Here is a 12,064-nt window from a genome sequence, read left to right on the forward strand (position 1 = left end):
AAGAGACTGGCGCCGGGCGGCGGCCCGGCCGCCGGGGTCGGCCTCGGCGGCCGGTGCCGCCCCGTCGGGAGCCGCGGTCTGGCGGGGCACCCGGCCGCGCGCGCTGACGTGCGGTTCGTAGGGCGCGTCGTCGGGGGCGGCGGGCTCCGGGTCGGCGCCCGCGTACGGCTCGTAGGGGGCGGGCGGCTCGGCGGCGGGCGGGTACGGCTGCCCGTAGGGGCCGTACGGGTCGAACCCGGCGCCGATCGTCTCGTGCGCCGCGTACGCCGCGTGCGCCGCGCCTGCTCCGTCCGGCGCGAAATCGTGCGCCGGGTAGGCCTCGTACGACGGCTCGGCGTGCAGGCCGCGGCTGCCGCGCGCGGCACGGTGGCTGCCCTGCGAATGACTCACGACGCTCCACATGGCACGGGGTCCGGTTGACGGCCCGGAATGTAGCGGAGCGGAAGTAACTCTCCAAAGCATGCCCACTACGGAGCGTTGCGGCGCTATCCTGCCGCGCCACACTGCCGCGACCGTGCTGTGGCCGCTCCGTGGCCGGTCAGTAACCGAAGGCGCGGGCTGTATTGGCGGCCACGGCCGTGGCCAGCGCTTCCTCGGACAGGCCCTTGACCGCCGCCATGGCCCGCAATGTGACCGGAATGAGATACGGCGCGTTAGGCCGTCCGCGGTACGGGGCCGGGGTCAGGAAGGGCGCGTCGGTCTCCACCAGGACGAGTTCGGCGGGCGCGACGGCCAGGGCGTCCCGCAGCGGCTGAGCGTTCTTGAACGTCACGTTTCCGGCGAAGGACATGAAATACCCCGCTTCGGCGCACTCCTTGGCCATATCGGCGTCGCCGGAGTAGCAGTGGAAGACGACGGTGTCCGGTGCGCCTTCCTCACGCAGCACCCTTAGCACGTCCTGGTGCGCCTCACGGTCGTGGATGACCAGGGCCTTGCCGTGCCGCTTGGCGATCTCGATGTGTGCGCGGAAGGAGCGTTCCTGCGCCGCCATGCCCTCGGGGCCCGTACGGAAGTAGTCCAGGCCCGTCTCGCCGACGCCGCGCACCTCGGGGCGGGCGGCCAGCGCGTCGATCTCGGCGAGCGCCGCGTCCAGCGCCGCCTCGCCGCCCGGCACCCGGGCGCCCTGCCGGGACCAGCCGTCGGGGTCACCGAGCACGATGCGCGGGGCTTCGTTGGGGTGCAGGGCGACGGTGGCGTGCACGCTCTCGTGGGCCGCGGCCGTCTCGGCGGCCCAGCGCGATCCCGCCAGGTCGCAGCCGACCTGGACGACGGTGGTCACCCCGACCGAGGCCGCTTTGGCCAGGGCGTCCTCGACCGTGCCCTCCTGCATGTCCAGGTGGGTGTGCGAGTCGGCGACCTGGACGGTCAGGGGCTCGGGCAGCGGCGGGGCTTCGGCCTTGTTGCTCATGGGCGCGATCCTACGAAAGCCTCGCAGGACCGCGCCCAGGAGATCACCGCGTCACTTGCGGTGGTGGTGCTGGAAGGGGTGCAGCAGGTCGGACAGGTGCCAGTGGTGCTCGCCCGCCCGTGCCGGGTCCTCCCCGCCCGGCTCCGCGCCTTCGGGTCCGGCCGGCGCTTCCTGTACGGAGCCGGTGCGCGCGGCGGGATGCCGCTGGTGCAGGCTCGCCAGGGCGTCGGAGACCAGGGAGACCTGGCCCGCCCGCATGATGCGCACGACGTGTCCGCCGCAGTTCAGGCAGGTGGGGCGGGTCAGCGGCGAGGGGACGCGCTCGCCGTCGGCGAGATAGACGGCGTGCGTCCGGCCCTCGGCGTCCACGTGGTGCTCTATCTCGTAGGACTGCTCCCAGCCGTGGCCGCAGCGCATGCACGCGAAGGCGTACGCCTCGTGGGCCGGGGGCTCGGTGCTGGGTGTGGGGTGTGCTTCGCCGGTGGTCCGCGTCGTACGCGCCGTACGCGTCTCTCCCTGGGTTCCCGCTATTTCGCTCATGGCCGCTCCTCTTGTCCTGTGGACAAGGTCTCCGGGGACGAACGTCCCACCTCCCAGTGGACGCCTTTCCCGGCCGCCGCGCAGCAGATCTTGTGCCTAGTTGGCGCAGATTTGGCAGGACCTAGGGATACCGGCCTCTTGCGCGGGCCTGGCTTTACCTTCCAGGCTAGTCATTTACTTTCGCCGCGTCCCGTTCGAGCCGCATTCTTTGCCGCGACGACGGCGTCGAAGACGTCCCGCTTGGGTACGCCCACCTCGGCGGCGACCGCCGCAATGGCCTCCTTGCGGCGCTCCCCCGCCTCCTCGCGCACCTGCACCCTGCGCACCAGCTCCTCGGGGCCCAGGTCCTGCGGCCCCGGCTCGCCCGCCCCCTCGACGACGACGGTGATCTCGCCGCGTACGCCCTCGGCCGCCCACGCCGCCAGCTCGCCCAGCGGGCCGCGCTTGACCTCCTCGTACGTCTTGGTCAGCTCGCGGCACACGGCCGCCCGCCGGTCGGCGCCGAAGGCCTCGGCCATGGCGGCCAGGGTGTCGTCCAGGCGGTGCGGCGCCTCGAAGTAGACCAGGGTGCGGCGCTCGTCGGCGGACTCCTTCAGGCGGCCCAGGCGCTCCCCCGCCTTGCGCGGCAGGAAGCCCTCGAAGCAGAAGCGGTCCACGGGCAGCCCGGACAGGGCGAGCGCGGTCAGCACGGCGGACGGGCCGGGGACCGCGGTGACCTTGATGTCCCGCTCGACGGCGGCGGCGACCAGCCGGTAGCCGGGGTCGGAGACCGAGGGCATACCGGCGTCCGTGACCAGCAGCACCCGCGCGCCGCCCGCCAGCGCCTCGGCCAGCTCGGGGGTGCGGGCGGACTCGTTGCCCTCGAAGTAGGACACGATCCGCGCGGTGGTGTGCACGTCCAGCGCCTGTGTCAGGCGGCGCAGCCGCCGGGTGTCCTCGGCGGCGATGATGTCGGCCGCCGTCAGCTCGGCGGCGAGCCGGGGCGGGGCGTCCGCGGTGTCGCCGATGGGGGTCCCTGCGAGTACGAGCGTTCCAGTCACGCCCCCATCCTCCCAGGGCGCACCACGCGCCGCCGCACCCGGCGGCGTGCATCGGTACACCACAGGGCCCTTCCCTACGATGGCCCGGTGACGAGTGAGACCGCGACAGACGACCCGCGTGCCAAGGGGCTCGCCGAGCCGCCCCACCAGTGGCAGCGGCGGCTGCGCCGCTTCGGCTACGCGGCCCGCCCGCAGGCCGGTGTCCGCGAGCGGCTGGTGCCGGCCTTCCCCGAGCCGTCCACGCGGCTGTGGGCGGTGCTGGGCCTGGGCCCGAAGGCGGCGGGGCGGCTGGCGCGCTTCTCCGGCTGGGGCGGCCCGCTGCTCGTCGCGCTGTTCGCGGGGCTGCTGCGCTTTTGGAAGCTGGGCAGCCCCGGCAAGGTGATATTCGACGAGACGTACTACCCCAAGGACGCCTGGTCGCTGCTCCAGTACGGCTACGAGGGCACCTGGGCCAAGAACGCCAATGACGCGCTGATCGCCCATCCGCCCAAGATCGAGCTGACGCCCGACCCTTCCTATGTCGTGCATCCGCCCATAGGGAAATGGGTCATCGCGCTGGGCGAGTGGGCGTTCGGCATGAACCCCTTCGGCTGGCGGTTCATGGTCGCCCTGCTCGGCACGCTCTCGGTGCTGATGATCTGCCGCATCGGCCGCCGGCTGTTCCGGTCCACGGCGCTGGGCTGTCTGGCGGGCGGTCTGCTGGCCGTGGACGGGCTGCACTTCGTGATGAGCCGCACCGCGCTGCTGGACCTGATCGTGATGTTCTGGGTGGTGGCGGCCTTCGGCGCTCTGCTGCTGGACCGCGACCGCACCAGAGCCCGGCTGGCGGCGGCGCTTCCCGTGGGGGAGGACGGCCTCGTACGGCCCGACGCGCAGGTGGGCGACAACCTGCGCCTGGGGTGGCGCCCTTGGCGGATCGCGGCGGGCGTCTGTCTGGGCCTGTCGGCCGCCACCAAGTGGAACGGCCTGTACTTCCTCGCCGCCTTCGGCGTGCTGATGATCCTGTGGGACGTGGCCGCGCGCCGCACCGCGGGCGCCACCCGCCCGCGCCGCGCCGTCCTCAGGCGCGATGTGCTGCCCGCGTTCGGCTCCACCGTCGTCCTGGCGCTGGCCACCTACCTCGCCTCCTGGTCGGGCTGGCTGGCCACCGACCGCGGCTACTACCGCGACTGGGCGCTGACCCCCGACGGACGGGCGAACTCCTTGCCCCTCCTGCCGGACTGGCTGAACAGCCTGTGGCACTACCAGCAGGAGGTCTACACCTTCCACACCGGCCTGACCACGCCGCACACCTACCAGTCCAACCCCTGGAGCTGGCTGGTGCTGGGGCGCCCGGTCTCCTACTTCTACGAGGACCCCAAGGCCGGCGTCGACGGCTGCACGGCGGCGGAGGGCTGCGCCCGCGAGGTCCTGGCGCTGGGCACGCCCCTGCTGTGGTGGGCGGGCTGCTTCGCGCTGCTGTACGTGCTCTACCGCTGGCTGTTCCGGCGCGACTGGCGCGCGGGCGCGATCGCCTGCGGTGTCGCGGCCGGCTATCTGCCCTGGTTCCTGTACCAGGAGCGCACCATCTTCCTCTTCTACGCCGTGGTGTTCGTCCCGTTCCTGTGCCTGGCGCTGGCCATGATGATCGGCGCGATCCTGGGCCCGCCCGGCTCGGACGAGCGGCGCCGGACCGTCGGCGCCATCGGTGCGGGCGTCCTCGTCCTGCTCATCATCTGGAACTTCATCTACTTCTGGCCCATCTACACCGGCTACCCCATTCCCAAGTCGGCCTGGCACCACCGGATGTGGTTCGACACCTGGGTCTGAGACCGGCGGTGAGGGCGCTCACCTGCCGGTCCCCGTAACGAGGCTCACTCAATTACCCCGTGTCCCATAGAGTGCACAGCACGTTCTTGTGTCGTGGTCAAGGACGAGGCTCCAGGAGGGGATCGGTGTCATGCGCCGTGAGGTGAGGTACGGGCTGATCGGCGGGGCGGTCGCCCTGGTTGTGGGCGGGGTGAGCGGCTGCTCGATGTTCGGCGGCTCCGACGCCGAGGGCAAGCCGCAGCAGGTACGGGCCGCGGCCGACGACGGCAAGCCCGGCGGCAACGACCCCAAGGCGCAGACCGGTCCGCTGACGCAGGACGAAGTCCGCACCACCGCCGAGGAGTTCCTGGCCGCCTGGCAGTCGGGCGACACCGCCAAGGCCGCGGAGCTGACGGACGACGCCCAGGCCGCGGGCGCCGCGCTCAAGTCCTTCGCCGGGCAGGCGCACTTCTCCAAGGTGACGCTGACGCCGGGCAAGCCGGGCGGCGGGAAGGTGCCGTACTCGGTCGCGGCCGAGATCGACTACAAGGGCGCCAAGACCCCCTACTCCTACGCCTCTTCGCTGAGCGTGAAGCGGGACGCCGGGACCGGAAAGCCGGTTGTCGCCTGGCAGCCCGCCGTCGTCCACCCCAAGCTCGGCAAGGGCGACGTCCTGCGCACCGGTGAGTCCGCCGCGCCGCCCATCAAGGCCGTCGACCGCAACGGTGTGGAGCTGACCAAGGAGGCGCACCCGGCGCTGGCCGGGGTGCTGGACAGCCTGCGGGACAAGTACGGCAACAAGACCGACGGCAAGCCGGGCGTGGAGTTCTTCATCCAGCGGGCCAAGAGCACCAAGAGCGCACAGCAGCCCAACGAGACGCTGAAGGTGCTCTCCAAGGGGACGCCGGGCACGCTCAAGACCACACTGGACGCCAAGGTGCAGGCCGCCGCCGAGAAGGCCGTCCAGGGCAAGGGCCGGGCCTCGGCCGTCGCCCTCAAGCCCAGCACCGGCGAGATCCTGGCCATCGCCAACTCCCCCGCGCAGGGCTTCAACGTGGCCACCCAGGGGTCCCTGGCGCCCGGCTCCACGATGAAGATCGTGACCGCGGCGATGCTGATGGACAAGGGGCTGACCGCGCCGGGCAAGGCGCACCCGTGCGAGAAGTTCGTGACGGTGGGCGGCTGGAAGTTCCAGAACCTGAACAAGACCGAGATCAAGAACGGCACCTTCGCGCAGAGCTTCGCCTCCTCCTGCAACAACGCCTTCATCTCCCAGGCCGAGAAGCTCAGCGACGACGACCTGACGAAGTACGCGCGCGACGTCTTCGGGATCGGCCTGAACTGGCAGGCGGGCATTCCCACCTTCGACGGGCGGGTGCCGGTGCAGAGCGACGCGCAGATGGCCGCCTCGCTGATCGGCCAGGGCGGGGTCCGGATGAACCCGCTGAACGTGGCGACGCTCGCCGCGACCGCGCAGACCGGCAGCTTCCACCAGCCCTACATCGTCTCCCCCGCCCTGGACGGCCGCTCGCTGGCCAAGGCGCCCGCCGCCATGAAGCCGGGCACCGCCTCCGGCCTGAAGTCGCTGATGAAGCTGACCGCGACCTCCGGTACGGCGGCCGAGGCGATGAACGGGATCGGCGGCGACATCGGCGCCAAGACCGGCTCGGCCGAGGTCGACGGGCAGAAGAAGCCCAACGCGTGGTTCACCGCCTTCCGCGGGGACATGGCGGCGGCGGCCGTGGTCCCGGCCAGCGGGCACGGCGGCTCCAACGCCGGGCCGGTGGTACGCACCATCCTCAGCGCGGGGTAGGACGCGCCCTCCGCAGCGCGGGGTGAAGCGCGCGGTGCGGTGCGGGACGAACTCCCGTACCACCAGCGCGAGATGGGCTCCCGCCCCACCCGTACCACCTGCTGAGATGGCACCCCGGCCGACTATTTCCGGTCGCATGGCCCGCACGCCGTTGGTTAGCGTGCGGGCCATGAGTCATTCTCCGGACAGTTCTGACACCCTCGCCCACCCCCGATTCGCCGAGGCCCTGCGCGAGCTGGGGCTCCAGGTCGAGGTGCGCCGCTTCCCCGAGGCGACCCGTACCGCCGCGCAGGCCGCCGAGGCCATCGGCTGCGGGCTCGGCCAGATCGTCAAGTCGCTGGTCTTCGCCGCCGACGGCCGGCCCGTACTGGTGCTGATGGACGGCGCCTCGCGGGTGGATGTCGAGCTGGTACGGGCCGAGTTGGGGGCCGCCGAGGTCGCACGGGCCGACGCCGGTCTCGTACGGGAGACCACCGGCTATGCCATCGGCGGCGTGCCGCCCTTCGGGCACCGCACCCGCACCACCGTGCTCGCCGACCGGGGGCTGCTCGCGCACGGCACGGTCTGGGCCGCGGCGGGCACCCCGCACACCGTCTTCCCGCTCGACCCCAAGGCACTGGTCGAGCACGCGGGGGCGCGGGTGGTGGATGTGCGCGAGCGCGGGGCATGACCCCGCTGGTGGTGGCGGCGGTGCTGATCGCCGCGGTGACGCACGCGAGTTGGAACGCCATCGCGCACGGCATCAAGGACCAGCTGCTCGCCTTCACGCTGGTCGGCGGCGGCGGGGCGGTGTGCGGGGCGGTGCTGGCGTGTTTCACGCCGGTGCCGGCCGGGGCCGCCTGGCCGTACCTGATCGGCTCGGCCGTGCTGCACGTGGTCTACCAGGTGCTGCTGATGCAGTCCTTCCGGCTCGGTGACTTCGGGCAGATGTACCCGATCGCGCGCGGCACCGCGCCGCTGGTCGTCACGGTGCTGGCCGCCGTCTTCGTCCACGAGGTGCCCGACGGCTGGGCGCTGGCCGGGGTGGCGCTGGCCTCGGCGGGTCTGGTCGGCGTCGCCCTGTGGGGCATCCGCGGCTCCGGTGCCCGGCCGCACTGGCCCGCGATCGCCGCAGCGCTCGCCACGGGTCTGTCCATCGCCTCGTACACGACGGTGGACGGCGTGGGCGTACGCGCCTCCGGCAGCTCACTGGGGTACATCGCCTGGCTGATGATCCTGGAGGGCCTCGCCATCCCGGCGTACGCGCTGGCCACCCGGCGGCGTCAACTGGGCGCCCAGCTGCGGCCGGTGGCGGTGCGCGGGCTGGTCGGCGGGGCGCTGTCGATGGCCGCCTACGGGCTGGTGCTGTGGGCGCAGACGCGCGCCCCGCTGGCACCCATCGCCGCGCTGCGGGAGTCCTCGATCATCGTGGGCGCGGCGATCGGCGCGGTGTTCTTCAAGGAGCGCTTCGGCGCACCGCGGATCGCGGCGGCGGGGCTGATGGTGGTGGGCATCGGGCTGATGCTGCACACCAGTTGAGCAGCTCCGCTGCGCTGCGGCAGGGGCCTGTCGCCGAAGTCCCGTCGTCCGCCCGCAGGCCGGACGGGACTGTGACGGCAGGCCCTGCGGCCTGCGCGGTGTCTCAGTCGCCGCGCAGGGCCCGGGACAGGTCGGTGTGGGCGGTGAGGATGCCGCCGTCGACGGGGAGGGTGACGCCGGTGATCCAGGAGGCATCGGTGGAGGCGAGGAAGGCAACGGCGGCCGCGATGTCCTCGGGGCGGCCGACCCGGCCCAGCGGATAAACGCCTGCCGCGCGCTCCAACGCGGCCCGGCTGTCCGCCCAGTTGGGGGTGTCGACGGTGCCCGGCGCGACGAGGTTGACGCGCACGCCGCGCGGCGCGGCGTGCGCGGCCAGGGTACGGGTCAGGCTCTCCAGGCCCGCTTTGGCCGCGCTGTAGGCGTGGTTGCCGAAGGCGTGGATGCCGTTGACCGAGCCGATGCTCACGATCGCGCTCCTGCCGGGGGCGGCGGCGAGGTACGGGAGCGCGGCGCGGGCGCAGCGGAAGGCGCCGGTGAGGGTGATGTCGAGGTCCCGCTGCCACTCGTCGTCGGGTTCGTCCTCGAACAGCGGGCGGTCGGGGGTGCAGTGAAAGGCGTTGTTGACCAGGACGTGCAGGCCGCCGAAGCGTTCTGCGGCGTGCGCCACGGCGGCCTCGACGGCGGCGCGGTCGCTCACGTCGCAGGCCAGCGCCTCGGCCCGGCCGCCGCTTTCCCCGATAGCGGCGGCGGCCCGCCGCGCCCGCTCGCCGTCTTGGTCGGTGACCAGCACGCCCGCCCCTTCGGCGGCCAGCCGCCCCGCCGTCGCCGCACCGATCCCCCGGCCCGCGCCGGTGACCAGCACGCCGTACCCCTCGAACCGCCGCACGCGCTCACACCCTTCACCGGGGCCGTCTGCCGGGCGCAGCGTAGGGGACGGGATCGGGCGGGGGTAGGCCCCACGCCCGCAGCTTCACATCCGCGCTTCCAGCGGAGCGCTCAGGCCGCCGTCACGCTCGTGCGCAGGGCGCGGACCAGGGACTGGGCGCGGGGGTCGGCGGTGACGTTCTTGTGCATGCCGTTGGTGACGTAGCCGAAGGAGATGCCGGACTCGGGGTCGGCGAAGGCGAGGCAGCCGCCGCGGCCGGGGTGGCCGAAGGAGCCGGGGGCCAGGAGGGGGGAGGCCGGGCCGTGCAGCATGAAGCCCAGGCCGAAGCGGGTGTTGACGACCAGGGTGCGGTCGGGGCCGGCCGACTCCTCGGTACGGGCCAGCGTCAGCGTCGCCGGGGCGAAGAGGCGGGGGTGGTCCTCGACCGGGCCGATCAGGGCGGCGTAGCAGCGGGCCAGCGCGCGGGCGGTGGCGACGCCGTTGGAGGCGGGGAGTTCGGCGGCGCGGTAGGCGGGGGCGTTCTCGTCGGGGAGGGGGGCGATGGCGGCGAAGGCGCGCCGGGTCAGGGAGGCGGGGTCGGCGTAGGCGGCGGAGACGTTCGCCTTGGGGCGTACCCGAAGACCCGCAGAGGCGGGCGCGGCGGGGGCCTCGATCTCGGCCATCCGCCCGGCCCGGCTCTGGCGGGAGCCGGGCAGACCGACCCACAGGTCCAGGCCGAGCGGCCCGGATATCTCCTCGGCGATCCAGGTGCCGATGGTGCGCCCGGTGACGCGGTGGACGAGTTCGGCCAGCAGCCAGCTGTAGGTCTGGGCGTGGTAGCCGTGGTCTGCGCCGGGGGTCCAGGCCGGGGCCTGGGCGGCGAGCGCGGCCGGGCCGCTGACGCCGTCCAGGGCCTGGTCGGGGGTGAGCGGGGTGTCCAGTACGGGCAGTCCGGCGCGGTGTGACAGGAGGTGGCGCACCAGCACCCGCTCCTTGCCCGCGGCCTTGAACTCGGGCCAGTACGTGCCCACGGGGGCGTCCAGGTCCAGCAGTCCGCGCTGGTGCAGCAGCAGCGGGACGATCGCCGCGATGCCCTTGGTGGCGGAGCGGATGACCTGGGCGGTGTCGCGCTCCCAGGGGGCGGCGAGCGGGGAGGCGTCGTCGGCGTGCTTGGTGCCCGCCCACAGGTCGGCGACCTTGCGGCCGTGCCGGTAGACGGCAACGGCCGCGCCGCGCTCGCCGCGCTGCGCGAAGTTCGCCGCGAAGGCGTCACGGACCGGCTCGAAGCCGTCCGCGACCGTGCCCTGGACGTCCACCACTGATTCCCGCTTCCCACTCATCCGTCGCGTTTGTGACCTATCAATGGTGCAACGCGTGGATCAGTGCTCGTGACCCGGACCACGGGGGCCGTGGGGATCGTCACAGCGGGTTTGTCACCCACGGCGCCCTACGGTGCGGCGCGTAAGGCGTGCCACGGCCGCGCGGGCCCTACGGCAGGAGAGAGGGCCGACGACTGGAGCGAGGCAGCGCCGGCGCTCACCGCGGCACGGTCACCGAGCGCGGGTCGAAGCCGAAGGGCAGCTCCAGGCGGTGGGTGCGCATCAGTTCCCTGTCGCACAGCAGGTCCTGGGTGGGGCCGTCGGCCGCGGTGACGCCGCCGGAGAGCACCACCGAGCGCGGGCACAGCTGAAGGGCGTACGGCAGGTCGTGCGTGACCATGAGCACGGTGATGTCCAACGACCGCAGGATGTCGGCCAGTTCGCGGCGCGAGGCGGGGTCGAGGTTGGAGGAGGGCTCGTCCAGTACGAGGATGTCCGGGCGCATGGACAGGACGGTGGCCACCGCGACCCGGCGGCGCTGCCCGAAGGAGAGGTGGTGCGGGGGCCGGTCGGCGAAGGCGGCCATGCCGACCTGTTCCAGCGCCCGGGTCACCCGCGCGGCCAGTTCGGCGCCGCGCAGCCCGGCCGTGGCGGGGCCGAAGGCGACGTCCTCGCGGACGGTGGGCGAGAAGAGCTGGTCGTCGGGGTCCTGGAAGACGATGCCGACGCGGCGGCGGATCTCGGGGAGATGGCGCTTGGCGACGGGCAGCCCGGCGACGGTGACCGTACCGGCGCCCGCGTCCAGGATGCCGTTGAGGTGCAGGACCAGGGTGGTCTTCCCGGCGCCGTTGGGGCCCAGCAGCGCGACCCGCTCGCCGCGCCGCACGGTGAGGTCGACGCCGAAGAGGGCCTGGTGGCCGTCGGGGTAGGCGTACGCCAGGCCGCGTACCTCCAGGGCGGGCGGGGCCGCGTCGCGGGGGCCGGAGGCGGCGGTCATCGGGTCCACGGCGGTCATAGGGTCCATCCCACGAGGCAGACGGCGAGGGCGGTCAGGGGCAGCGCGGCGGCGCGGGTCCACTGGGCGCCGGTGGCCGCTGGCCGGTCCGCGGCCGGCCAGGTGCCGGTGTAGCCGCGGCTGAGCATGGCGAGGTGGACGCGTTCGCCGCGTTCGTAGGCGCGGATGAACAGGGCTCCGGCGGACTTGGCCAGCACGCCCCAGTGGCGCGGGCCGCGGGCCGTGAAGCCGCGGGAGAGCCGGGCGATCCGCATCCGCCGCAGCTCGTCGCCGACCACGTCCCCGTACCGGATCATGAAGGCGGCGATCTGTACGAGCAGCGGCGGCATCCGCAGCCGCTCCAGGCCCAGCAGCAGCGCGCGCAGCTCGGTGGTGGCGGCCAGCAGGACGGAGGCGGCGACGCCGAGGGTGCCCTTGGCGAGGATGTTCCAGGCGCCCCACAGGCCGGGCTCGCTCAGCGCCGTCCCCAGGATGTGGACACGCGGCCCCTCGGCGACGAAGGGCATCAGGACGGCGAAGGCCACGAACGGGACCTCGATGAGCAGCCGCTTGAGCACGAAGCGGGCGGGGATGCGGGCTGTGGCCGTCACGGCGGCGAGCAGGAGGGCGTACAGGGCGTAGGCCCACATCGCGGTGCGGGGAGTGGAGACCACGACGAGGACGAAGCAGAAGGCTGCGGTGATCTTGCAGTGCGGGGGCAGGCGGTGGACCGGGCTGTCGCCGGCTCGGTGGAGCTTGTGGAGGTGGCCGGTGCCCAT

At 73.3% G+C, this 12,064-nt stretch carries 11 protein-coding genes and 1 pseudogene; 4 read left to right on the plus strand and 8 right to left on the minus strand.

Annotated elements, in window-relative coordinates:
• The 4 genes and pseudogenes from AC4IJH_RS26420 to rsmI all read right to left on the minus strand — a co-directional run.
• Positions 1-390: pseudogene (locus AC4IJH_RS26420) on the minus strand (hypothetical protein); the annotation flags it as partial.
• Between the two features lie 148 nt (positions 391-538).
• On the minus strand, positions 539-1,408 hold the full coding sequence (locus AC4IJH_RS26425) for a TatD family hydrolase (RefSeq protein ID WP_490854357.1): 870 nt from the start codon (positions 1,406-1,408) through the stop codon (positions 539-541).
• Between the two features lie 51 nt (positions 1,409-1,459).
• A complete protein-coding gene (locus tag AC4IJH_RS26430) occupies positions 1,460-1,948 on the minus strand; it encodes a hypothetical protein (RefSeq protein WP_490854358.1) in 489 nt (162 codons plus the stop codon).
• Positions 1,949-2,118: 170 nt separating this feature from the next.
• Positions 2,119-2,988, minus strand: a complete 870-nt coding sequence (gene rsmI / locus AC4IJH_RS26435) for a 16S rRNA (cytidine(1402)-2'-O)-methyltransferase (protein WP_490854359.1) — start codon at positions 2,986-2,988, stop codon at positions 2,119-2,121.
• 87 nt (positions 2,989-3,075) lie between these two features.
• On the opposite strand from rsmI, the gene AC4IJH_RS26440 reads away from it, so the two are divergent.
• The 4 genes from AC4IJH_RS26440 to AC4IJH_RS26455 all read left to right on the plus strand — a co-directional run bounded on the left by AC4IJH_RS26440 (position 3,076) and on the right by AC4IJH_RS26455 (position 8,107).
• A complete protein-coding gene (locus AC4IJH_RS26440; protein ID WP_490854360.1) occupies positions 3,076-4,797 on the plus strand; it encodes a dolichyl-phosphate-mannose--protein mannosyltransferase in 1,722 nt (573 codons plus the stop codon).
• A gap of 130 nt (positions 4,798-4,927) precedes the next feature.
• Positions 4,928-6,589 carry a penicillin-binding transpeptidase domain-containing protein gene (locus tag AC4IJH_RS26445; protein ID WP_490854361.1) on the plus strand — a complete coding sequence of 554 codons (1,662 nt, stop codon included), beginning with the start codon at positions 4,928-4,930 and terminating at the stop codon, positions 6,587-6,589.
• 169 nt (positions 6,590-6,758) lie between these two features.
• Positions 6,759-7,259, plus strand: coding sequence for a YbaK/EbsC family protein (locus AC4IJH_RS26450; protein WP_490854362.1), 501 nt, complete (start codon positions 6,759-6,761; stop codon positions 7,257-7,259).
• Positions 7,256-8,107, plus strand: coding sequence for an EamA family transporter (locus AC4IJH_RS26455; RefSeq protein ID WP_490854363.1), 852 nt, complete (start codon positions 7,256-7,258; stop codon positions 8,105-8,107). The genes AC4IJH_RS26450 and AC4IJH_RS26455 overlap by 4 nt, the downstream gene beginning before the upstream one ends.
• Positions 8,108-8,210: 103 nt before the next feature.
• Here AC4IJH_RS26455 and AC4IJH_RS26460 read toward each other — a convergent pair whose 3' ends face one another.
• The 4 genes from AC4IJH_RS26460 to cbiQ all read right to left on the minus strand — a co-directional run bounded on the left by AC4IJH_RS26460 (position 8,211) and on the right by cbiQ (position 12,064).
• Positions 8,211-8,993: an SDR family NAD(P)-dependent oxidoreductase gene (locus tag AC4IJH_RS26460; RefSeq protein WP_490854364.1), complete on the minus strand. Its 783-nt coding sequence runs from the start codon at positions 8,991-8,993 to the stop codon at positions 8,211-8,213.
• A gap of 110 nt (positions 8,994-9,103) precedes the next feature.
• The gene (locus tag AC4IJH_RS26465) at positions 9,104-10,312 is read right to left on the minus strand and encodes a serine hydrolase domain-containing protein (protein WP_490854365.1); all 1,209 of its coding nucleotides are present in this window, start codon (positions 10,310-10,312) and stop codon (positions 9,104-9,106) included.
• 196 nt (positions 10,313-10,508) lie between these two features.
• A complete protein-coding gene (locus AC4IJH_RS26470) occupies positions 10,509-11,306 on the minus strand; it encodes an energy-coupling factor ABC transporter ATP-binding protein (RefSeq protein ID WP_490854405.1) in 798 nt (265 codons plus the stop codon).
• A complete protein-coding gene (gene cbiQ, locus AC4IJH_RS26475; protein WP_490854366.1) occupies positions 11,303-12,064 on the minus strand; it encodes a cobalt ECF transporter T component CbiQ in 762 nt (253 codons plus the stop codon). The genes AC4IJH_RS26470 and cbiQ overlap by 4 nt, the downstream gene beginning before the upstream one ends.

The organism is Streptomyces sp. UF-297, assembly GCF_058245575.1.